The following is a 22,044-nucleotide window of genomic DNA, read 5'->3' on the forward strand; positions in this document are numbered from 1 at the left end:
ATGCGCGGCGTCCCTTTTTTCTTCTGTTTCAAAGAATATGCTTGCTTATTTATTTTGATTAGACTATAATATTTTTACAAAATCTAAAATACTTATACAGGAGGGGCACTATGACAAAGCTTGTGATTAACGCGGCGAACAAAAAGAGCAAAATCAACAAAGAGATTTACGGTCATTTTTCAGAACATCTGGGCAGGTGCATCTATGAAGGAATTTACGTGGGAGAACACTCCGCGATTCCGAACCGGAACGGAATGCGCACCGACGTGGTGGAGGCGCTGAAGAAGATTAAGGTGCCGGTGCTGCGCTGGCCGGGCGGCTGCTTTGCGGATGAGTATCACTGGAGAGACGGAATCGGTCCGAAGGAGCAGCGTAAAAAAATGATCAATACCCACTGGGGCGGCGTTGTGGAGGACAACAGCTTTGGAACGCACGAGTTTTTTGAACTGTGCGAGCAGCTTGGCTGCGAAGCTTATGTGAACGGAAACCTGGGCAGCGGCACCGTGCAGGAAATGTCAGAATGGGTGGAATATATCACCTTTGGCGGGCAGTCCCCGATGACAGAGCAGCGGGCGGCAAACGGGCATCCGGATCCCTGGAAGCTGAACTTCTTTGGTGTCGGCAATGAAAACTGGGGCTGCGGAGGCAACATGAATCCGGATTATTATGCGAACGAATACCGCCGTTACCAGACGTATGTACGCAATTACGACAGCGCCAGCCCGATTTTCAAAATCTGCTGCGGCGCCAATGTGGATGATTATGAGTGGACGGAGGAAGTGCTGAAAACCTGCTTCCACCACAGCGAAGAGCGCGTGCACGGCTTTATGGACGGGCTTTCCCTGCATTATTACGTGTTCCCGGAGGGATGGGATACGAAGGGGAGCGCAACCGAATTTGATGAAAAGGTATGGTACAAGACGCTTGCCAAAGCATGGCGCATGAAGGAGCTGGTGGAGCGTCACGGAAAGATTATGGACCGGTTTGACCCGGAGAAAAAAATCGGCATGATCGTGGATGAGTGGGGCGCCTGGTATGACGTGGAGCCGGGCACGAATCCGGGCTTTCTGTATCAGCAGAATACTATCCGCGACGCGCTGGTGGCGGGCATTACCCTAAATATTTTCAACAAGCACAGCGACCGTGTGAAGATGGCGAACCTGGCGCAGATGGTGAACGTGCTGCAGTCGGTTATCCTGACGGACGGGGCGGATATGATACTGACGCCCACCTATCACGTATTTGATATGTATAAATATCACCAGGATGCACAGCTTCTGGACAGCTATATTGAGACGGAGGAGATTGGTCTGGAGGACGAATGGCGCGTGCCGAATCTGACGGAATCCGTTTCGCAGGCGCAGGACGGCTCTCTCCATATTACCATCACGAATCTGTCCGCAGAGGATGCTTATGACGTGGAAACAGCTCTGACGGGCTATCGTGCGGAGACGGTGACCGGAGAGATCGTGCACGGTGAAATGCATGAGAAGAATACCTTTGAGGAGCCGCAGAGAGTGCAGGTGCGCCCGTTTGAAGGAGCGCGTCTGGCGGACGGAAAAATCTGCTTCACCATTCCGGCGTGCAGCGTGTTGCATCTGGAGGTAAAGGGAACCGCCTGCTGACACCGGATGGTGCAGTGAAAACAGCGGACCGCCTGCTGGCAGGCGGTCGGTCTGATGGATGAGCAGGCGCAAAAATTTTGCCGGGGAAATTACAGCGGGCTGTAGGTGACGCGCACACTGATATCCTGGCTGTAATTTCCGAAGCTTCTGCCAAACAGCGTCAGTCCGCCGACATGGGCGGAGGGCTCCTGCGAGGAAAAGCGGAAGGTCATATCGTCCTGCGAGGTCAGAACGAGCTGCTGTGTGCTGACGTCCGATATTTTCACGCCGTCAATAAAGGTGCCGTTTTTGTCGATGACAAGCATTTTCAGCAGCCCGTACTGGTTCCAGTTGGGAAACCACCAGGCGGGCGTGAAGGTGCCGTGCATATCGCCGTAATCGCCGGGACTGGTCCAGGAGCCGATGGCTACGCTGTTGAAAAAGAAGGTGATATCGGAGGGCCAGTCGTTGTTGACGCCGGGCGCTTCGGAGCTGATTTCGAAGGAGAGCGTCAGACTGTCGATTTTCTGCCCACGCGGCAGCATGTTCGGAATCCGGTAATCGACATAACCCCTTCCGAACCAGAGAATCTGCGCGCCGGTGTGGTCGGGGTGGGCAAAATAGCGCGGGTCGTCCACCTCACCGATGAGCTTTTCGGCTGTGGAAAGCCCGCAGGTGGGGAAAACAGAATAGTCGGAATAGTTTCCGATGGGAATGTCGATGGTGTAGCTTTTCTGGGATATGCTCTCCCCGCCGGCTGCCACGTCCACCAGAATTTTGTCAACATTCACACGACAGATTTTCTGGTTGCCGTGTCCGGGATGGTCGGAGAGAATGGTGAGGATGCCGGCTTCCTCCAGCTTCTTTACATGACTTGTAAGGGCGCCGTTGGTGATGCCGAGGCTGACCGCCAGATCATTCATATTCATTTCTTTATTTTCCAGCAGAAGCTGTATCAGGCGGACGCGCAGCCCGGAACCAAGCGCCTTGAATACCGGAATCGCCTGCTCCAGATTTTTGATATATAACATATGTATGCCTCTCTCCAGATGGATGTCTATATATTTGTAACTACTCAGTTACGTACTTTTATTATAGCGTTCCGGGGAAAAAATCGCAATAGTTTTGAGTGCGGGCATAGCCCGACTTTAAAGAATGGAGGATTTTTATGGATAAACAGTTAAAATTTAATGAACCGTGGATTTTGCAGCGCGCGGACCCCTATGTGTACCGTCATACGGATGGCACCTGTTATTTTACGGCGTCGGTTCCCGCGTATGACCGCATCGTGCTCAGAAGCAGCAGGACGCTGGCGGGTCTGCCGGAGGCGGAGGAAGTAACTGTCTGGAAAAAGCATGAGGCGGGGATTATGAGCGAGCATGTCTGGGCGCCGGAGCTGCATTATCTGTCCGGAAAGTGGTATATCTATTTTGCCGCCAGCGATAAGGACGATATCTGGGCGCTGCGCCCGTATGTGCTGGAATGCACCGGACAGAACCCCATGAAAGATGCCTGGATAGAAAAAGGAAAAATGCAGTGCGCGCCGGAGGACGAATTTTCTTTCCGGGCGTTCTCGCTGGATGCGACGGTTTTTGAAAATAAAGGACAATATTACTACGTGTGGTCGGAGAAGGTGGGCGTCGGCAAACAGATTGCCAATCTTTATATCGCGCAGATGGAGTCGCCCTGCAGGCTGAAAACGGTGCAGGTGCTCCTCAGCTCGCCGGATTACGACTGGGAGCGCGTGGGCTTCTGGGTGAACGAGGGACCGGCGGCGCTGAAGCATGACGGCAGGATTTACCTTACATATTCCGCGTCGGAAACCGGTCCGGAATATTGCATGGGAATGCTGTCCATCGCGGAGGATGCTGACCTTCTGGACCCGCGCCAGTGGAAAAAGGAACGCTATCCGGTGCTGAAAACACAGGAGAGCAGGTCGATTTACGGTCCCGGACACAATTCCTTTACGACGGATGAGGACGGCAGCCCGGTGATGGTATACCATGCGAGAACGGAAGAAAAAATAGAGGGAAATCCGCTTTACAATCCGAACCGCCATGCCATGCTGATGCGGGTGCAGTTTGACAGCGCAACCGGGGCTCCGGTATTTTCTTACAGATAGCCTGCATATTCTGAATGCGCATTTACAGCGCCTGGGACCGCCTGCTCTGGCAGGCGGTCTTTTGCTGCATGGCTGACGCCCGAACAGTAACTTTGGAAGGCTGACGTGAACAAAAAAGACATTCTTCCTGTTTACACCATGATAAAAACAGTATATAATATGGAGGTTAAACGGAGGAAATCACAATGACAGATAAAAAACAGGGAAATTGCGGGAGACCGGCGGGACGCCGGAAAACAGCAAAAATAGAAATCTCGATTGAACCGTCCGTAAAAGAGGAGTTCATGACGCTGCTGAGAGAAGAGGGGAAGAGCGCGTCCGTGGAAATCGGTGTCTGGATTCGGGAATACATAAAAAACAACAGGCACAGGGAGGAAGCGTAGATGAAGGTAGTATCACTCTTCAGCGGAATCGGCGGGCTTGACAGGGGCTTTCTGGATACGGGGTACGATGTCATCTGGGCGAACGATTTTGACAAATATGCAGTGCAGACCTATAAAGCAAATTTCGGCGAACATATTGTACTGGGAGACATTAATGAGATACCGCTGGATGAAATCCCGGACTGCGATGTCCTGATTGGCGGCTTCCCCTGCCAGCCCTTCAGCATGATGGGACAGCAGAAGGGGTTTGAGGATACCAGGGGCACGCTGTTTTTCCGGATTGCGGAGATTATAGCGGATAAAATAAAAAAAGGCAGGAAGCCGGCTGCCATTGTCCTGGAAAATGTGCGCACGCTGAAAACACACGATAAGGGCAACACCTTCCGGGAAATTCGCAGGATTCTGCAGGATGAGCTGGGGTATGAGGTCTTTTGTGACATTTTAAATTCTGCGGACTTCGGGGTGCCGCAGACGAGAAACCGGACCTATCTGGTATGCTTCAGCAATCAGAAGGCGGAGTTTACATTTCCGCAGACAGAGCCGCTTGAGAGTACGCTGCAGGATCTGCTGGAGCAGGACGTTGCGGAAAAGTATTTTCTGTCAGAAAGAATTATTCCGACCATATTATCCAACGGAACCGGCGGCTATCAGGCGAAATCGGAAATCGATTTGAAAATTGCCAGACCGCTGTGCGCGACGATGGCAAAGATGCACCGGGCGTGCCAGGATAATTATGTAACCCAGAAAGGGAAAATAAGAAGATTAACACCGCGGGAATGCGCGAGACTGCAGGGCTTTGGGGAGGATTTTGTGATACCGGTATCCGACTGCCAGGCGTATAAGCAGTTTGGCAATGCAGTCACGGTAAACGTATCCAGAGCGGTTGCCGCATCGGTGAAGGATACCCTGATAAAGCTTGGAGAGTGGAAAAACTAGATGACGTACAAGGACGACAAAAATGAGTTTATCGCATTCGTGCACGCCGGCATCAGCGGACAGCCGGCTGAAAATGCAGCGGTCTGCATAAACCGTGTCACAAAAAAAACAGAAGATGCGTTCCGGAACGAAAGGGCGGCATGTTATCTGGAGGCGCTGAAGCAGGATGGCGCGCTGCAGGAGGCATTTGCAGAGCTTTCTGCGCTGTGCAATGCGGATGTGCAGGACTGCGCCGCGTGTCCGGTCTGTAAATACTGCAATACCTATATTGAAAATACAAGAAAAAACGCGGACAGGCAGGCGCCCAGGCTGGTGGATCTGTTCTGCGGGGCAGGCGGACTTTCGCTGGGCTTTGTGCAGGAGGGCTTTGCGGTAAGTCTGGCGAATGACATTGAGGAATGCTGCGTGGATACTTATGCGCACAACCATCCGGAGGTGCCGGAATCACATATTATCCGGGGCGACATTCACGACGTGGCAGGAGAGCTGGATGACCTGCTGGCAGACCGGCGGGTGGACATCGTAATCGGCGGACCGCCCTGCCAGGGCTTCAGTATGGCGAACCGCCAGCGGCTGATTGATGACCCGCGCAATCATCTGTACAAGACCTTTGTGGAGGTGGTGGGAAAGCTGCATCCCGCTTTTTTTGTGATGGAGAATGTAAAGGGAATGCAGTCTGTCGCAGAGCAGGTGAAGGACGATTTCAGAAATATCGGCTATACGGTGGAATGCCAGGTGCTGAACGCAAAGGACTTCGGGGTGCCGCAAAACCGGGAAAGACTGATTTATATCGGAAACCGGAAAGGCATTGATAATAAGAAGATTTTTAAGGAAATCAATAAGGCGGGAAGCGCTCTTCCCGGATACCGGCTGGCGGACGCGCTGTACGGGCTCCGCAGCCTGGAGGCATCCAGAGTAAAAAATGCCACCGAGACAGGGTCGCAGGCAAGCGGTTATAAAATAGAGAAAAATACGTTTTCCGGGACGAACGATTACATTGATTATATCAATCAGGGAAAGCGGATACCGGTTGTGCTGAATCATAAAGCGCGTTATAATAACGACAGGGATATTGAGATTTTTGGACGCATGGAGCAGGGCGACCGCTCGGACGACCCGAAAATTGCCGATATCATGCCGTATGCGCGGAGAAACGACATTTTCAAGGATAAGTATTTTAAGCTGGAAAATGATAAAATCTGCAAAACCATCACCGCGCATATGAAATTTGACTGCAACATGTACATCCACCCGACGCAGGCGCGGGGGCTTACGCCGCGGGAAGCGGCGCGCGTGCAGTCCTATCCGGACGATTACTTTTTCCGGGGCGCCTACACGAAAACCTATATGCAGATAGGCAATTCGGTGCCGCCGCTTCTTGGCAGGGCGATTGCAGGCGTGCTGAAGCGCTATATGAATACAGTTTAGCGCCGACCGGAGCGTAGACCGCACATCAGCCACAGCTAAGAAAAGGTCCCCCGGACCTTTTCACGCATGCATGGCAAGACGGGAGCTGCTTTAGCAGGCGGTCTGTGGTCTGCATGGCTGACGCCTGAAGAGCAATGCAGGAGACGCGTGACCGGGCAGGAGAGGCTGTATGAAGGGCGGAAATGACCGTGCAGGAGACGCGGGGTGATAATGTGACCGATGTTTTGACGAAAGAACAGCGTCATAAAAACATGAAGAATATCCGCGGAAAGGACACCAAAATAGAGGTGATACTGCGGAAGGCGCTGTGGAGCCGGGGCTACCGGTACCGCAAAAACTATAAAAAGCTTCCCGGAAGCCCGGATATCGTACTGACAAAATACAAAATCGCAATTTTCTGCGACGGAGAGTTTTTTCACGGCAAGGACTGGGAGGTATTAAAGCCGAGGCTGGAAAAAAGTGAGCGCAGCGAATTCTGGATCAGTAAAATATCGCGCAACCGGGAGCGGGACGACGAGATTAATAAAAAGCTGCTCTTTGAAGGCTGGACGGTCATCCGGTTCTGGGGCGACGATATCAAAAAGCACACCGATGAGTGTGTGAAGGTGATAGAGGAGACGATATTCGAGCAGAATATCGCAGATGATTTTTAATGAAGGAGGAAGGAAAAATGCCAATGGTTATCTGCAGCGCAGAAGCTCCATGCAAAGTCTTTCAGGGCAGGACTGCATGGAGCGAAGTATGACAGGGCAGTTTGTCTGAACTGTGGCAACGGAGAATCTGCCGTTGTCTGGCTTTTACGTTGTTGAGCATCCGGAGAAATCTGCCAGCGGCAGGTTTTGCAGGGATTACAGGACAGCCGGTATGGGTTGCTGTGCAGGCACGGGCAGCTGCCATCTGCCCAAAGACTTTGCAAATTTCAGATACAGTCACCATTTGAATTTGAAAAGGAGCAAAGTCTTATGAAAAATTATATAAAAAATTGTTTTAACACATTACAGGAAATGAAATTTTTTCTGCTGCTCTGGAGCACGCAGGCGTTCTCCGGGCTGGGGAGCGCCATGACGAGCTACGCGCTGGTTGTCTGGTCGTACACGCAGCAGGGGTCGGCGCTGATGACAGCGCTTCTGATGGTAAGCTCATACGCGCCGTATGTGCTGCTCAGTATCTTTGCGGGGGCGCTCAGCGATAGATGGAATAAGAAAATCACCATGCTGGCGTGTGATACCGTGGCGGCGCTGACGACTGTGACGATGCTGCTTCTGCTGCGCGCCGATGCGCTACGGCTCTGGCATCTGTACCTGCTCAACGCGGTAAACGGGCTGATGAACACGGTCCAGCAGCCGGCGGCGGAGGTGGCGACGACGCGCCTCCTGCCAGAGAAATACTATCAGAAGGTCGGCGGGCTGCGCTATTTTTCCAATTCCTTAAACTCCATCCTGTCGCCGGTTATTGCGACGGCGGTGCTTGGAATCGCAGGCATGGAAGCGGTCGTGGCGTTTGATTTATTTTCCTTTGGCGTGGCATTTCTGACGCTGGCATTCGCCATCCGGATTCCGGAAAAAAAGGAGACGGCAAAGAGCGGCGAAAAGCTGCTGTCCTCCGTGAAAAAAGGAATCGGCTATTTAAAGCAGGAGAAGGGAATCTTTCATCTGATTTTATTTCTGGCGGCGATCAACCTGGTGGCGTCCATTTACGACGCGGCGTTTCCGGCGATGATGCTCTCAAGAAACGGCGGAAGCGCAAGGGTGCTGGGCATAGCGAATGCCGTGATCGGCATCACCATGCTTGCCGGGAGTATTCTCGCTTCGTTTATAAAAGCGCCAAAGAGCCGGGTGCGCGTAATCTGCAACTGCCTGCTGCTCTCCATGAGCACGGAAAACTTTCTGCTGGCATTCGGAAGAACGCCGCTTGTATGGTATATCGGCGGATTTCTGGGCTGGATTCCCATACCGCTTATGAGTACGAATCTGGACGCCATTATGCGGCTGCACGTGCCGGAGCCGATGCAGGGGCGTGTGTATTCCGTGCGCAATTCCCTGCAGTATTTTACGATCCCGCTGGGATATTTTCTTGGCGGCGTGCTGGTGGATGCGGTCTTTGAGCCGCTGATGGCGGCGCAGGACGCCGGGAGCATTCTGGTGAAGCTGTTTGGAAGCGGCAAGGGTTCCGGGGCGGCGTTTCTGTTTTGTGTTATTGCGTTCGCCGGAATCGGGGTGTGCCTGTATTTCCGGCATGACTGGCATCTGTGGGAGCTGGAAAATATAAAAATGACGGATTTGTCCGGGAAAGAAGCATGAGAGGAGGGAGAAAAGGTGCGGTTCCGCGTTGCAATCGTAGAAGATGAGGAGAAGGCGGCTCAGGATTTGAAGAGCTGTCTGGAACGGCTTGGCGCCCAGATGGGGCAGGAGTTTCAAATCACACATTATTCAGATGCAAAGGTATTCCTCTGGCAGTATGAACCGGTGTTTGATTTGATTTTCATGGATATCAGAATGCCGGGCATAGACGGCATGACGGCGGCGGAAAAGCTGCGGGAAAAAGACACGGTGACGACGCTGGTATTTGTCACCAGCATGGTGCAGTACGCGATCAAAGGTTATGCGGTGGACGCTACGGATTTTATTGTCAAGCCAGTGCAGTATGCGGCTTTTTCCATGCGGATGAAAAGAGTGCTCCGGGCAATGCAGCAGAGACAGGGCAAGAGCATTGCAATCAGCACAGACGGCGGCAGCCGCATCATTCCCTCCAATTCCGTTTATTATGTGGAAGTGATAAATCATCAGGTGATTTATCACACAGACCAGGGCTGCTTTACCGTGCGGGGAAAGCTGAGCGATGTGGAGCAGCAGCTTCCCGCAGATGCGTTTTTCCGGTGCAGCATTTCTTATCTGATAAATCTGCGGTATGTGACGATGATGAACAGCGGAAGTGTGATCGTGGTGGGGGATGAGATAAAGGTAAGCCGTGCAAAACGAAAAGAGCTTGCCGCAGCGCTGGCTGTCTATATGGGCAAGGGAGGCTGAACCATGCTCACAGGGCTGAGTGTTTATAAAGTGATGTTTATGATACAGCTTCTGGCAGGCGAGGGGCTGTTTCTGGTACGCCTTTCGAGAAGAAAGGATTTTTATCTGCGCTGCAGTATTTTTGTGCTGGTGATGGTGCTGGCGGCGGCTGTATTTCCGGTGCCGTCAGACGGAGTCTGGTATATGTCTTTCCTGTATCTCAGCCTGTTTGCGCTTACGCTGGCAGGTCTGGCATTCTGCTTTGAGGAGCCTTTCTGGAACCTGGTATTTTGCGGTATAGGCGGTTATACGGTGCAGCATCTGGGCTATCTCCTTTATATGAGCTTCATTGACGGCACCGGGCTGGGACGGATTTACGGAACGGTGATTAACCCGTACAGCACCGGGGCGGTGGAGACGAACGACCTTGCCTTTCTGGAAATCGTATTTTATATTGACTTTTACTTTCTGGTGTATACCGGCGCTTTTGAAATATTTGACAGGCTGCTGCGCAAAAACCGCAATCTCTATCTGGGGCGTATTCATATGATTTTTCTTTCCGCGCTGCTGATAGGGGCGGATGTGGTTTTTAATATGATTACCAATTATTATACGACGGACAACATTGTGTCGCTGCTGCTGGAGCGGGGATACAATATTGTTCTGTGCCTTCTGATTCTCGGACTTATGTATTTCCAGCTTTCTCAGCGGGAGATGCGCGATGAGCTGCGCGTAGTGCAGTATATACTGCAGCAGGGAAGGCAGCAGTATGATCTGGCAAAGAAATCGCGGGAGCTGGTGAACATCAAATATCACGACCTGCGCCATCAGCAGGAACAGATGCGCCTGCGCGCAGCCAGCCGGGAGGAGCAGGACGAGCTGGAGAGTGTGCTTTCCGATTATGATGTGCAGGTTTATACGGACTGCGGGACGCTGGATGTGATTCTGACAGAGAAAAATATGCTCTGCAAGGACAGGAAGATTCAGCTTTTATGTATGGCGGACGGGGCAGAACTGGATTTTGTAAAGCCGCATCACCTCTATGCGCTACTGGGAAACGCGCTGGACAATGCCATTGAGGCGGTGCAGAAGCTTCCGGAGGAGGAGCGGATCATCAGCGTTTATATCCGCCGCCAGGGAGCGCTGGTATATCTTCATGTGGAGAATCCCTGCGAGGGGACGGTTCCTCTGCGGGACGGGCTGCCGGTCACCACAAAGGATGACCACAACTATCACGGATACGGGATGCTCAGTATGAAAACCGTGGCGGAACAATATGGAGGCGCTCTTTCGGTTCAGACAGAAGAGGGGATTTTCAGTCTGGATGTGGTGCTGCAGGAGCAGGCGATGGAATAAGAAGATTGCACTGCGATGCTGCAGGAGCAGGCGATGGAATAAGAGGACTGCATTGTGGTGCTGCGGGAGCAGGCAATGGTATAAGAAAACCGTCCTGTGATACGGCGGGAGAGAAAGAGCAGGGAAGAATGGCGGGCGTGCGGTAAAGTACGCCCGTTTTTTTGCAAAGTACGCCGGATTTCTCCTTTTTCTGGCAGAATGATTATAATAAAAATAACAAACGGAGAGCTGCCGGAGGGGCCCGCCGACAGCGCTGCCGAAAGCATAATGTTACATTTTAGAGGGAGGAACTGGCATGAGTGAAAAGAAAACAAAAAAAGCGGGCAGACCGATTGCCCGTACTGCAGTCGGCTGTGTGCTGATGGCGGGGACGCTGGCGGCAATGGCGGTGGCAAACGCGATGATTCCGCCGAACATGAATGCAATTAACGGATTCTTCGGAGATGCGGGAACGACTGAGATTAAACTGCCCAAAACGTATAACGAAGGGCTTAATCTGAATTATAACGAGGCGGATTATACGGCGGACGAAATGAAAACGCTGGAGCAGGCGCTGAACGAGGAAATCGTGGAGGAAGGAACGGTTCTTTTAAAAAATGACGGCAATCTGATGCCGTTTGCGGCGGGAACCAGCTTCAGCTTTTTCGGGAAATCGTCGGTAAAGCTGATGGGAAATAACTGGTATGATCTGATGGCGCAGATGGGAATTCCGGCGGATCCGGGACTCAGGCTGGATTCGGCTTTCACAGAAGAAGGGTTTCAGGTAAACGAAACTCTGTGGAAGTTTTATGACAGCGGCAATGGCAGCGGCTACGGTCTTGGTTCTGGCTCGCTCAATTACGGGGACGGAGAGGACTTTTCCATCAATGAGTGTCCGCTGGAGGTGCTGGAGAGCGAAGCGGGGCTGCTGGAAAGCGCAGAGGGAACGGTTCCGGTGTTTGTATGGAGCCGCAAGGTCGGCGAGGGACGCGATATGCCGCGTTCCATGTATAACCACGCGGACAATCCGGAGGACCAGGCGAAGAGCTATCTGGAGCCGGACAGCACAGAGCTGGAGATTCTGCAGTATCTGAATGACAATTTCGATGAGGTTGTCCTGCTGGTGAACGCTTCCGCTGCAATGGAGCTTGGATGGACAGAGCAGTTTCCGAGCATTAAATCCATTGTATACATTCCGAGCGTAGGAAATTACGGACTGAACGGTCTGGCGGACGTTTTCTCCGGAGCGGCGAACCCTTCCGGAAAAACGGTCGATACCTTTGCGGCGGATGCATCCAGCGCTCCGGCGGCGCAGAATTACGGCGATTATCAGTATGTGGACGAGAACGGGGAAATGACGAAGTATAACTACGTCAATTACCAGGAAGGCATTTACGTGGGCTACCGTTACTATGAGACGCGCTACGAGGATGTTGTTCTGGAGCAGGGGAATGCCGGAGACTACGATTATGCGTCCGAGGTAATCTATCCGCTCGGCTACGGTCTCAGCTACACGAGCTTTGAACAGAGCAATTTCCGGACGTCCTGGGAGGGCGACATCTGCACGGTCACAGTGGATGTGAAAAACACCGGAGATACGGTGGGCAAAGATGTAGTACAGGTTTATGCACAGGCGCCGTATACCGATTATGATAAAGAGAATAACGTGGAAAAATCCTCCGTGGTGCTGGTTGGTTTTGGAAAGACCGGGGAGCTTGCGCCGGGCGCTTCCGAGACGGTTGCGGTTACGTTTGATAAGGAACAGCTCGCTTCTTATGATTATAAAGGAGCAAAGACCTATATTCTGGATGAAGGCGACTATTATATCGCTGCCGGAACGGACGCGCATGACGCGCTGAACAATATTCTGGCGGCAAAGGGTATGACGGCAGCGGATGGAATGACGGCGGCAGGCAACGCGGACATGACCGCTATCTGGAGCAACGATGCGCTTGATACGACTACTTATGCAGTGAATGAAAAAACGGGCGTGGAAGTAACAAATCTGTTCGATTTTGCGGACAGCGGCTGCACCTATCTGAGCCGCTCTGACTGGCAGGGCACCTGGCCGGAGCATGACGGAGAGGTCAGCACGCAGGTTTCTACCTGGGGCAATGAAATTAACGGGGACGACGGCGTTTCCTATACCTATACCAAGGCAATCAGTGCGGAAGAACTTGCGAAGCTGGATTCCTTTGATTCACTGAATCCGGAGGATGCAGATGCGCTTACAGATACCCCGGTCTATGGGGCGGATAATGACCTCCGGCTGATTGACATGCGCGGCCTGGATTATGAGGATTCCGCATGGGACGCACTGCTGGATGAGCTGAATCCGGAGGATTACCAGACGCTGATTACGGCTTCCGGGTATGGAACGGCTGCGATCGACAGCGTAGGCAAGCCCTTTGCACTGGACCAGGATGCGGCGACCGGTCTGACGGGCGGCGGAACCGGCGTAAATTATTGCGGAACGCTTGTACTTGCCCAGACCTGGAACCAGGAGCTGGCGGAATATTACGGAGAGATAATCGGAAACCAGGCTCTTATCGGAGGATGCGTGGGCTGGTATGCGCCTGCCATGAATATTCACCGTCTGCCGTATTCCGGGCGCAACAATGAGTATTATTCCGAGGACGGCTTCCTTTCTGGCGTGATTGCTGCAGCGACCAGCCGCGGGGCGGCATCAAAGGGCATGTATACGTTTATTAAGCATTTTGCACTGAACGACCAGGAAAATCACCGGGGCGACCGGGAAGGAAACTTCGGCGTGTGTACATGGTCCAACGAGCAGGCTATCCGCGAAATCTATCTGAAACCGTTCCAGATGTGCGTACAGAATGATGCGATTACACTCAACTATCTGGAGGAGGACGGAAACGGCGGTTATCAGAATACTTCCAGAGAATATCCGCCGGTTACTGCGGTCATGACCGCTTTCAACCGTCTGGGCTATACCTGGACAGGCGGCTGCTATCCGCTTATCACGGAACTGCTGCGCAGCGAGTGGGGCTTTGACGGTTTCGTCATCACGGATAATGCCAATACCGGCTCTCCAACTTACATGAATGCGGAACAGATGATTGAGGCGGGAGGCGACGGCGCTCTGACAACTACGGAATATGCAGTCTGGGAGTTCGACAAGGACAGCGCAGCCGATTATCATTACGGCAGGGAAGCAGTACATCACATTTTGTATACTGTGGCAAACTCCAAGCTTATGAATGGTCTGATGCCGGGCGCCAGATTTGTCACTCCGCTGACCGTTGCCGAGAAAATCGTTATCGCAGTCAATGCAGTAGGCGTTGTTCTTCTCCTGCTGCTGGCATGGTTCATCTTCCGCGGCTTCCGGAGATGGAGAAGAAACCAGGTGCGGGTGGAATAAATGCAGGAGGCTATTACAACAAACGCCTATGCGGAACAAAACCGCATAGGCGTTTGAGTAATTCTTTGCATAACATATTTCTTACAGACTCACCCTGTATATAATTCCTTCGTTCCGTATAGTGCTTCAGTGAAATACGTTGTCATATTCGCAGTATAGTTAATTCTCCTTGTTCTGCTTTTTCATGTTTTCTTCTAACTTTTGGGAAAGCGGATTTTTCGGAAAATCTTTACCTGGTGTAAAGTGTTTAATTAGCTTCAAAATTCCCACAGTACCACCAAAGGCACAAACCATTACAACGGCAACCATTCCCAACTGCCGTAACTGCTCAATCAAAAAACTCATAGTGAATTTCCCTCCCTTATTGCTTCAATTTCACAAAGTTGTTTTATAGACAGATGTTGTTTTTCTGCCTTGCTTACAGTATAATAACGTTGTGAAAGAGGTTCAATCAGCAATATGAGAGTAAACGCAATTTAATAAACAGAAATTCGCCAAATGTTTAGAAATTATCAAAATCATAAAAATTGATGTTTAAGGGGAGTTAGATATGAGTACAGACGCACGGGTTCGGTATACAAAAATGGTCATTAAAAACAGTTTTATAGAACTGCTAAAGAAAAAAACGATAAATAAAATAACCGTAAAAGAAATTTGTGAGTTATCGGAAATAAATCGGACCACATTTTATAAATACTATTGCGACGCATACGATTTACTGGAAAAAATGGAGCAGGAATTTTTAGATGAATTGTTCCAAAATATATGTCCCCCTGTTCAGCATGACTTTAAAGATACGCTTACTCTTATTATGGTAAGCATAAAAGCAAATGCCGAAGTATATCAAACGATCGCTTCTGAAAATGGAGACAGACATTTTCCTAACCGTATTTTCACATTATGTTATAACAATCTGGCTGTACATATAGAAAAAAGATTTCCGAATTTTTCTCCGGCACAACAAAAATGGGTTTATTACTTTATTGCACAAGGCTGCAGCGGAATTTTAGACCAGTGGATTATTTCCGGCATGGTGGAACCGATTGATGAAGTTGTGAATTTTGCTGATAAGCTACTTCAACATACGTTAAAGCAATTTTGATACTGAATTTTTTCAAAAAAACTTTGACCGTAGAAAATAGCTCCGGTGTCCATGCCGGAGGAATTTCAGAATGAAGCAGAGCGGATTCTGCCGTTAGGTAGAGCGGATTCTACCGCCGGTAGATTGCGTTTTTTGTGATGTCGGGCTATAATATGCCCGGATATCACAGAAATAATGTGCTGCAACAGTGCTGCGCCGGAGCTGCAGAAGGTATTCCCACGGGCAACGGACCGGATGTACATATGCGGACACGTCCGACTGGGGACGGTCCCTTATGTGAGATGGGAAAGCAGTGCAGGGCGCGGCGCAGATTTGCAGTACAACCGGGAGGGATGACGTATGGATGAGACTGGAAAAGAGCAGTTTGGAAGATTTGTGGCGCAGCAGAGGAAGAAAAAGAAGCTGACGCAGAAGGAGCTGGCACAAAAGCTTTATGTGTCGGACAAGGCGGTGAGCAAGTGGGAGCGCGGCAGCAGTATGCCGGATATTGCCCTGCTGACGCCGCTGGCGGAGGCGTTGGGCGTGACGGTGACGGAACTTCTGGAAGGAAAAGAAATGGAAAAGACAGAAGAGAGCAGGATGGCGGATGATAGTCATCTGGAAATGTTACTGAAAAAAGCAGTGACCATCACAGAGGATACGCCGGAAATGCGCAGAGATAAGAAAAAAAGAAACGCGGTTATTTTTGCAGTGAGCGTGCTGCTGGGATTTCTGGAGGTTTTTCTCTTGCAGCTCTGTGGGCGTTCCGTTTTGCAGGCGCCGCCGGTTTTTCTGCTGTTTTTTCTGCTATCTCTGATGGCGGGTGTTTTTCTGTGGCTGCTTACAGACGACAGCCTTCCGTATTTTTACAGCGAATATAATATGCGATGTGACAGGCTCACAATGCCGTTTCCGCGTTATTTTATGTTCGGGAAGAGCATTACAAAGAAAAGCTGGCGCAGCATGGTAAAAGCGGCGCGCAGATGGGCAGTGGGAAGTCTGCTGGCGCTGCCGCTTCTGTATGCGGGAATGAGCATCTTCCCGGAGCTGCCCGGCATGGAAATCCTGCAGGTGATGACAGCGTTGCTGTACTTTGGAACGCTGATTGTCCCGGTAGCGCTTGCGGGAGAGTAAGCGTAAAGAAAACGGCGGAGCGCGCCGGGCGCGGCTTTGCCTGCGGAAGAAGCGTCTGCCGGGCTTGATTCCGTCTGCGGGAAGAATGTCTGTCGGGCGCGGCTCCGTCCGCGGAAGAACATCTGCCGGGCGCGGCTCCGTCCACGGGAAGAAGCGTCTGCCGCGCCGGTCAGGTTGCCGCCTGCAGCAGCCGCAGGATGCTGTCCACTGTATAGCCCAGGTTTTCGGCGCTGTATTGTCTGCTGACGGAGAAATCCTGCGGCAGCCGGTTGATGGGGAATACGGCGGTGACGCCCATTTCATAGGCGGACTGGATCTCGGCGTCCTCCGCGCCGCCGACAATGGCGATAACGGGCTTTTGCTGTCTGGCGGCGCGCTGTGCGATGCCGATAACAACCTTTCCGCGCAGGCTCTGGGAATCCAGCTTGCCCTCCCCCGTGATAATATAGTCGGCATCGCGGATGAGATCGTCAAATTTTACCGTATCCAGCACAGTCTGGATGCCCATCTGGAGCCGGGCATGGAAAAAGGCGATCATTCCGGCGCCCATTGCGCCTGCCGCTCCGGTTCCGGGAATCCGGCTGATGTCATTTCCGGTTTCCCGTGCGAGTACATCACTCAGATGATGTACGCCAAAATCAAGCTCTTCTACCATCCGGAAATCGGCGCCCTTTTGCGGACCGAAAACGAACGAAGCGCCGGCGGGACCGTACATCGGATTATCAATATCACACATTGCTATCATTTCAATATCTTTAAGCAGCGGAGACATTCCGGAAAAATCAATGCCGGCAATGTCACACAGTGTTCCTCCGGTCGGGACGAAATCCTTTCCGTTTTTATCATAAAACCGTATGCCGGCGGCGGCAGCGGCGCCGCAGCCTCCGTCGTTGGTGGCGGAGCCGCCAAGACCGAGAATGATTTTCTGCACGCCTTTTTGGGCGGCGGCAAGAATGAGCTGCCCGACGCCATAAGTTGTCGTCATTAGGGGATTTTTCCGGTTTTCCACAAGAGGAAGACCGGCGCAGGCAGCCATTTCAATGACGGCGGTCTGCCCGTTGTCAATCAGACCGTAGCTGGCAGGCATATCTTCGAAATAAGGCCCCTTTACGGTAACGGTTTCGCGTGTTCCGCCGACAGCCGTCAGAAAAGCATCGACGGAGCCCTCGCCGCCGTCTGCCACCGGAACAGAGACAATCTCTGCACCGGGAAAACGCGCTTTGATTTTTTCGTGACATATCGCACAAATTTGTGTGGAGCTTAAAGTGCCTTTAAAAGAATCGGGAATTAATACAAATTTCATAAGTGTCCTTTCTGTTACTGTGAGCGGTGTGAACAGTAACTCCTTTCTGTTTCCGTCCGGGCGGGAAACCATGATAAAACGTGATTTTCGTTTGCGTGAAATACGAGCCTCTGTCAGTTGCATCTGCCATAAAGCCGATGAAAAAGACATATCAAAAAAGTAGTTTTCAATTTCCTACGGATGTGGTAGGATAATTAATAGTTCCGGGGATGCCCGCTTTCGCGCGGGTTCTATAGACATGAAAATATGTAAACATGTTTCAGGTCCGGTTATCCCCTAGCTTATGATATGATTATAAAAAATCACAGAAAGAAAAGCAAGCATTATCAGAAGGAGGCTTTTGCTATGGAGAAGAAACTGTCGCGGGAAGAGGCATGGGAATTACTGCGAGAATATAATGAGACACCGGCGCTTTTAAAGCACGCGCTGGCAGTGGAGGCGGTGATGCGCCATTTTGCTGATCTGTCGGGCGAAGATGCGGAGGTATGGGGCGTTGCCGGGCTTCTGCACGACCTGGATTATGAGAAATATCCTAAGGAGCACTGCAAAAAGGCGGAGGAGATCATGCGCGGCCGGGGAATCGACGAGGTGTACATCCGTGCAATGAGCGCGCACGGATACGGCATCTGCACGGAGACGGAGCCGCAGAGCAGGATGGAGAAGGTGCTCTATACCATCGACGAGCTGACGGGACTGATCAACGCAGCCTGTCTGATGCGCCCGTCGAAGAGCGTGCTCGACGTGGAAGTGAAATCCATTAAAAAGAAATTTAAGGACAAGCGCTTTGCCGCCGGCGTAGACCGGGAGGTTATCCTGAAGGGCTGCGAAATGCTGGAAATGCCGCTGGATGACGTTATCCGCGAAACCATTGCGGGAATGCGGGAAAACGCGGAAGCAATCGGACTGAAGGGAAATATAAACTGATTGTCCGGTCCGGAACTTTTGGCTTGCTGCAGAGTCCGTAAGGGATTTTACAATTTAATCTGATTTTAATGCAGACCGGGTTGACAGACAATCCGGTCTGTATTATCCTATAGGTGTACTAACATGAATAATACACTTGAGACGGAAGGGGGGGGGTAATGCATGATTATCATAGATTACAAGGACCGGCGCCCGATATATGAGCAGATTGTGGAGCGGTTCCAGATGCTGATCGTCAAAGGCGTTCTGGAGCCGGACAGCCAGATGCCGTCGGTGCGCAAGCTTGCAACGGATCTGGCAATTAACCCCAACACGATACAAAAAGCGTATGCGATATTGGAACAGAATGGTTTTATCTATCCGGTAAAAGGAAAGGGAAATTTTGTGACCGGAGGGGCGAAGCTGATAGAGCAGAAGCAGGAAGCCCATCTGGAAAATGTCCGCGATGTTTTACGGCAGGCAAAGGAAATGGGAATTTCAAGAGAGCGCCTGCTGGAGAAGCTGGACGAGGTATACAAGGAGGACTGACATGATAGAAATGACGGGAGTAAGCAAAAGCTTTGACGGCATCCGGGCGCTGGACAATGTGTCGGCGCAAATCAGAGAGGGGAGCGTTTATGGAATCGTGGGAACGAACGGCGCGGGAAAAAGCACGCTGCTGCGCGTACTTGCGGGGATTCTGAAGGCGGACAGCGGCTCTGTGCGGATTGATGATATGGAGGTGTTTGAAAATGTACCGGCGAAGGAGCGCCTGTGCTTCATTCCGGACACGCCGCATTATTTTACCAATGCGCGCGTGAAGGATATGCTGGATTATTATGAGATAATTTATCCCGGATTTCAGCGCGCAAGGTTTAAGGATTTGTGTGGAAAATTTGAGCTTGATCTGAACCGCAAGCTGTCCACTTTTTCCAAGGGAATGAAAAAGCAGGTATTTGTGCTGCTTGGTATCTGTGCGGGTACACGTTACCTGCTGTGTGATGAGACATTTGACGGACTCGACCCGGTGGTGCGCCAGGCGGTAAAGAGCATTTTTATCGATGAGGTGATGAACAGGCAGTTTACGCCGATTATTGCGTCGCACAATCTGCGAGAAATGGAGGACATCTGCGACCATGTAGGGCTGCTGCACAAGGGCGGCATCCTGTTTTCGCGTGACCTGGAGGATATGAAAATGGATATTCACAAGGTACAGTATGTGATTATGAATCCGGTAAAGGAGCAGGAGCTGTCGGAAGAGCTGGATATTATCAAAAAAGACACGCGCGGAAATCTTTCCTGCATCACGGTGCGCGGAAGCCAGGAGAAAATTACGGCGGCTATCGAGGCGAAGGAGCCGCTGTTCTATGAAATCCTCCCGCTGTCCCTGGAGGAAATCTTTATCAGTGAAACGGAGGTGATCGGTTATGACATCAAAGATATCATCGGTTAAGCTTTTAAAAGAAGCGATGAAGCGCAGCGCGGCGCCCGGCATTTTTCTGCTGATTGGTTTTTTCTGTTACTATCCGGTTATCGGAATGATGTTCATGAACGAAAGATGGTTCCATGCTGTAAAGGATACAAAGCAGTATATTAATGAACTGAATGCGTATGGCGTTGCGAATCCTATATTATTCTGTGTGACCTTTGGAGCGGCGCTGCTTCTTGGAATTATGCAATTTTCCTACCTTCATTCTGCGGAAAAGGTGGATTTTTATCACAGTATCCCGGTAAGAAGAGAGAAGATTTTCGGTATCCGTTATGCGGCGGGCGTTCTGGTGTGGCTGGTGCCGTTTGCAGTGAATCTGATGCTGTTTGTATGTATCTGCGCAGTGAAAGGCTTTGCCGTGACGGAGGGCACGATGCCGGGAGCCTCCCTGCCGGCGCTGCTGGCAAAAGGGCTGATTGCACATATTGTGTGCTTCCTGCTGGTTTACAGTCTGACGATTCTGGCGATGATGGTGACAGGAAAGATATTTGCCGCAATCGCTGCCATGTTTGTATTCTGCGGATATGTGCCTGCGATTAAGATTCTGCAGGAGGTGCTGATGGATTTTTACTTTGCCACCTATTACGGAAGTCCGGATCTGGGAAACAGTCTTGCTATTCAGTGCACGCCGGTGTATGCTTATATTAGGGTATGCGGCGACCTGATGAACCAGGTATTTCCGCTGGACCTTCTGATAGCGATAGTGCTGATATCGGCGCTTATCTGCGGGCTGTGTCTGTATCTCTACCGTATGCGCGCCTCAGAAAAAGCCGGAAGACCGATGGCGTTTCATGGCATTGCCAGAGTGGTAAAATTTCTGCTGGTGGTGCCGGTGACACTTATCTGCACGGTGTGCTTCTATTTCGTTACCGGAAACAACATATTGTGGGAGATTTTCGGATTGATATTCAGCCTGCTGCTAATCAGCGGAATCATTGAATTTATTTATCGTATGGATATCCGGGAAATGTTCCGGGATAAAAAACAGATTGCGCTGTCCGGTGTGGTGACGCTGGCGATTCTGGCGGTCTTTCAGTTTGACCTGACGGGTTTTGACAGCTGGATGCCCGAAAAGACAGAGGTGGAGAGCGCGGATATCAGAACCGGCTATATGCTGGCAGATAAAGAGAAGATGGAGTATGAGCAGCTTGTGACAGGGGACGGAACCGTGGTACTCAGCATGAGAAAGCCGGAAGATTATGGAACCAGGGTGACCATCGGATATGGAATCACGGATCTGGATACGGTATTCCAACTGGTGGAGCACAGTACGTCTTTTTCCGGGGAAATGGCGTCGGAGATGGGGGATTACTGGGACTATTCCTACAGTATTTCTGTAACCTGGCATTTAAAGGACGGCACGCAGAAGGTGCGCGGCTATGAGTTCACGCGGGAAAATCTGCAGGAGTATATGGCTCCACTCTGGGAGACGGAAGAATACCGCCTGCAGAGCAATCCTGCTTTAAGCGTAGAGCCGGAGGATGTGCTGGCGATTTTTGTCGCCCCGTCAGATGTTTCTCTGCTGGATGCGATATCATTGAAGAGTCCGGCGGCGGACGACGCTGCGGCAGATGACGAAGAAGCGGGAAATGCGCGGACGGAAACCACAGCGGAGAGCGAAAAAGCAGAAAGCGCGCAGACGGAGAATATAGCGGAATACGCAGAAGAAGCAATGACGGACGCAGGGCTGCTCACCCCGGATAAGCCGCTTACTAATGCGCAGATGGAGACGCTGACAAAGACCGTTTTCCAGGATTTGAGAGAGGAGACGCTGGCGGAGGCGCTTACGTACGCGGACTGGAATCTGCAGATAATCTATCGCGGACAGGACGGCAGGGTCTACGGACAGTCCCAGAACCTGAACGGGGGATTTGCCGATACAATCACGCTTTTGAGGGAATACGGATATCCGCTTGCAGAGGAGGCTGCCTGACGG

Annotated in this window: 19 protein-coding genes; 16 read left to right on the forward strand and 3 right to left on the reverse strand. The window is 51.4% G+C overall.

Features of this window, described 5'->3' with window-relative positions; all coding sequences use genetic code 11:
• Positions 1–110 precede the first annotated feature (110 nt).
• Complete coding sequence (locus tag NQ534_RS13775) at positions 111–1,625, forward strand: alpha-N-arabinofuranosidase (protein ID WP_006860081.1); 1,515 nt, start codon at positions 111–113, stop codon at positions 1,623–1,625.
• Between the two features lie 89 nt (positions 1,626–1,714).
• Here NQ534_RS13775 and NQ534_RS13780 read toward each other — a convergent pair whose 3' ends face one another.
• Complete coding sequence (locus NQ534_RS13780) at positions 1,715–2,635, reverse strand: ArsR/SmtB family transcription factor (RefSeq protein WP_006860082.1); 921 nt, start codon at positions 2,633–2,635, stop codon at positions 1,715–1,717.
• A gap of 137 nt (positions 2,636–2,772) precedes the next feature.
• Between NQ534_RS13780 and NQ534_RS13785 the strand changes: the two genes are divergently transcribed.
• The 9 genes from NQ534_RS13785 to NQ534_RS13825 all read left to right on the forward strand — a co-directional run bounded on the left by NQ534_RS13785 (position 2,773) and on the right by NQ534_RS13825 (position 14,198).
• Complete coding sequence (locus tag NQ534_RS13785; RefSeq protein WP_006860083.1) at positions 2,773–3,726, forward strand: glycoside hydrolase family 43 protein; 954 nt, start codon at positions 2,773–2,775, stop codon at positions 3,724–3,726.
• 185 nt (positions 3,727–3,911) lie between these two features.
• Positions 3,912–4,109 carry a hypothetical protein gene (locus NQ534_RS13790; protein WP_006860085.1) on the forward strand — a complete coding sequence of 66 codons (198 nt, stop codon included), beginning with the start codon at positions 3,912–3,914 and terminating at the stop codon, positions 4,107–4,109.
• Positions 4,110–5,045 (forward strand): DNA cytosine methyltransferase, encoded by a 936-nt coding sequence (dcm, locus tag NQ534_RS13795; protein ID WP_006860086.1) that lies wholly within the window; start codon positions 4,110–4,112, stop codon positions 5,043–5,045.
• The gene (gene dcm / locus NQ534_RS13800) at positions 5,046–6,473 is read left to right on the forward strand and encodes a DNA cytosine methyltransferase (RefSeq protein WP_006860087.1); all 1,428 of its coding nucleotides are present in this window, start codon (positions 5,046–5,048) and stop codon (positions 6,471–6,473) included.
• Positions 6,474–6,655: 182 nt separating this feature from the next.
• Positions 6,656–7,126, forward strand: a complete 471-nt coding sequence (locus NQ534_RS13805) for a very short patch repair endonuclease (protein WP_006860089.1) — start codon at positions 6,656–6,658, stop codon at positions 7,124–7,126.
• Between the two features lie 309 nt (positions 7,127–7,435).
• Positions 7,436–8,773 (forward strand): MFS transporter, encoded by a 1,338-nt coding sequence (locus NQ534_RS13810; protein WP_040781319.1) that lies wholly within the window; start codon positions 7,436–7,438, stop codon positions 8,771–8,773.
• Between the two features lie 15 nt (positions 8,774–8,788).
• A complete protein-coding gene (locus NQ534_RS13815; RefSeq protein WP_006860092.1) occupies positions 8,789–9,499 on the forward strand; it encodes a LytR/AlgR family response regulator transcription factor in 711 nt (236 codons plus the stop codon).
• Between the two features lie 3 nt (positions 9,500–9,502).
• The gene (locus NQ534_RS13820) at positions 9,503–10,834 is read left to right on the forward strand and encodes an ATP-binding protein (RefSeq protein WP_006860093.1); all 1,332 of its coding nucleotides are present in this window, start codon (positions 9,503–9,505) and stop codon (positions 10,832–10,834) included.
• A 295-nt stretch (positions 10,835–11,129) separates the two neighbouring features.
• Positions 11,130–14,198, forward strand: coding sequence for a glycoside hydrolase family 3 N-terminal domain-containing protein (locus tag NQ534_RS13825; protein WP_006860096.1), 3,069 nt, complete (start codon positions 11,130–11,132; stop codon positions 14,196–14,198).
• Between the two features lie 159 nt (positions 14,199–14,357).
• Here NQ534_RS13825 and NQ534_RS13830 read toward each other — a convergent pair whose 3' ends face one another.
• Entirely contained in the window at positions 14,358–14,543 is a 186-nt protein-coding gene (locus NQ534_RS13830) for a hypothetical protein (protein WP_006860097.1), read from the reverse strand.
• A 205-nt stretch (positions 14,544–14,748) separates the two neighbouring features.
• On the opposite strand from NQ534_RS13830, the gene NQ534_RS13835 reads away from it, so the two are divergent.
• Together NQ534_RS13835 and relB are read left to right on the forward strand one after the other, a co-directional pair.
• Entirely contained in the window at positions 14,749–15,300 is a 552-nt protein-coding gene (locus NQ534_RS13835; protein WP_006860098.1) for a TetR/AcrR family transcriptional regulator, read from the forward strand.
• A gap of 339 nt (positions 15,301–15,639) precedes the next feature.
• Complete coding sequence (gene relB / locus NQ534_RS13840; protein WP_006860101.1) at positions 15,640–16,413, forward strand: type II toxin-antitoxin system RelB family anti-toxin; 774 nt, start codon at positions 15,640–15,642, stop codon at positions 16,411–16,413.
• A 169-nt stretch (positions 16,414–16,582) separates the two neighbouring features.
• Here relB and NQ534_RS13845 read toward each other — a convergent pair whose 3' ends face one another.
• Positions 16,583–17,716: a glycerate kinase family protein gene (locus tag NQ534_RS13845; protein WP_040781426.1), complete on the reverse strand. Its 1,134-nt coding sequence runs from the start codon at positions 17,714–17,716 to the stop codon at positions 16,583–16,585.
• Positions 17,717–18,061: 345 nt separating this feature from the next.
• Here NQ534_RS13845 and NQ534_RS13850 point away from each other — a divergent pair, with 345 nt between their 5' ends.
• From NQ534_RS13850 to NQ534_RS13865, 4 genes are all read left to right on the forward strand, one after another.
• Entirely contained in the window at positions 18,062–18,640 is a 579-nt protein-coding gene (locus tag NQ534_RS13850) for an HDIG domain-containing metalloprotein (RefSeq protein ID WP_040781320.1), read from the forward strand.
• A gap of 162 nt (positions 18,641–18,802) precedes the next feature.
• Entirely contained in the window at positions 18,803–19,168 is a 366-nt protein-coding gene (locus NQ534_RS13855) for a GntR family transcriptional regulator (protein ID WP_006860105.1), read from the forward strand.
• 1 nt (position 19,169) lies between these two features.
• The gene (locus NQ534_RS13860) at positions 19,170–20,072 is read left to right on the forward strand and encodes an ABC transporter ATP-binding protein (RefSeq protein WP_006860106.1); all 903 of its coding nucleotides are present in this window, start codon (positions 19,170–19,172) and stop codon (positions 20,070–20,072) included.
• Positions 20,047–22,041 (forward strand): ABC transporter permease, encoded by a 1,995-nt coding sequence (locus NQ534_RS13865; protein WP_006860107.1) that lies wholly within the window; start codon positions 20,047–20,049, stop codon positions 22,039–22,041. The genes NQ534_RS13860 and NQ534_RS13865 overlap by 26 nt, the downstream gene beginning before the upstream one ends.
• Positions 22,042–22,044: the final 3 nt, after the last annotated feature.

This window comes from Marvinbryantia formatexigens DSM 14469 (genome assembly GCF_025148285.1).
GTDB lineage: Bacteria > Bacillota > Clostridia > Lachnospirales > Lachnospiraceae > Marvinbryantia > Marvinbryantia formatexigens.

What these genes read in the sequence shown, in the direction of transcription:
- NQ534_RS13775 (WP_006860081.1), top strand. Translation starts at nt 111, where the DNA reads ATGACAAAGCTTGTGATTAACGCGGCGAACAAAAAGAGCAAAATCAAC.
- NQ534_RS13780 (WP_006860082.1), bottom strand. Translation starts at nt 2,635, where the DNA reads ATGTTATATATCAAAAATCTGGAGCAGGCGATTCCGGTATTCAAGGCG.
- NQ534_RS13785 (WP_006860083.1), top strand. Translation starts at nt 2,773, where the DNA reads ATGGATAAACAGTTAAAATTTAATGAACCGTGGATTTTGCAGCGCGCG.
- NQ534_RS13790 (WP_006860085.1), top strand. Translation starts at nt 3,912, where the DNA reads ATGACAGATAAAAAACAGGGAAATTGCGGGAGACCGGCGGGACGCCGG.
- dcm (WP_006860086.1), top strand. Translation starts at nt 4,110, where the DNA reads ATGAAGGTAGTATCACTCTTCAGCGGAATCGGCGGGCTTGACAGGGGC.
- dcm (WP_006860087.1), top strand. Translation starts at nt 5,046, where the DNA reads ATGACGTACAAGGACGACAAAAATGAGTTTATCGCATTCGTGCACGCC.
- NQ534_RS13805 (WP_006860089.1), top strand. Translation starts at nt 6,656, where the DNA reads ATGACCGTGCAGGAGACGCGGGGTGATAATGTGACCGATGTTTTGACG.
- NQ534_RS13810 (WP_040781319.1), top strand. Translation starts at nt 7,436, where the DNA reads ATGAAAAATTATATAAAAAATTGTTTTAACACATTACAGGAAATGAAA.
- NQ534_RS13820 (WP_006860093.1), top strand. Translation starts at nt 9,503, where the DNA reads ATGCTCACAGGGCTGAGTGTTTATAAAGTGATGTTTATGATACAGCTT.
- NQ534_RS13825 (WP_006860096.1), top strand. Translation starts at nt 11,130, where the DNA reads ATGAGTGAAAAGAAAACAAAAAAAGCGGGCAGACCGATTGCCCGTACT.
- NQ534_RS13830 (WP_006860097.1), bottom strand. Translation starts at nt 14,543, where the DNA reads ATGAGTTTTTTGATTGAGCAGTTACGGCAGTTGGGAATGGTTGCCGTT.
- NQ534_RS13835 (WP_006860098.1), top strand. Translation starts at nt 14,749, where the DNA reads ATGAGTACAGACGCACGGGTTCGGTATACAAAAATGGTCATTAAAAAC.
- relB (WP_006860101.1), top strand. Translation starts at nt 15,640, where the DNA reads ATGGATGAGACTGGAAAAGAGCAGTTTGGAAGATTTGTGGCGCAGCAG.
- NQ534_RS13845 (WP_040781426.1), bottom strand. Translation starts at nt 17,716, where the DNA reads ATGAAATTTGTATTAATTCCCGATTCTTTTAAAGGCACTTTAAGCTCC.
- NQ534_RS13850 (WP_040781320.1), top strand. Translation starts at nt 18,062, where the DNA reads ATGGAGAAGAAACTGTCGCGGGAAGAGGCATGGGAATTACTGCGAGAA.
- NQ534_RS13855 (WP_006860105.1), top strand. Translation starts at nt 18,803, where the DNA reads ATGATTATCATAGATTACAAGGACCGGCGCCCGATATATGAGCAGATT.
- NQ534_RS13860 (WP_006860106.1), top strand. Translation starts at nt 19,170, where the DNA reads ATGATAGAAATGACGGGAGTAAGCAAAAGCTTTGACGGCATCCGGGCG.
- NQ534_RS13865 (WP_006860107.1), top strand. Translation starts at nt 20,047, where the DNA reads ATGACATCAAAGATATCATCGGTTAAGCTTTTAAAAGAAGCGATGAAG.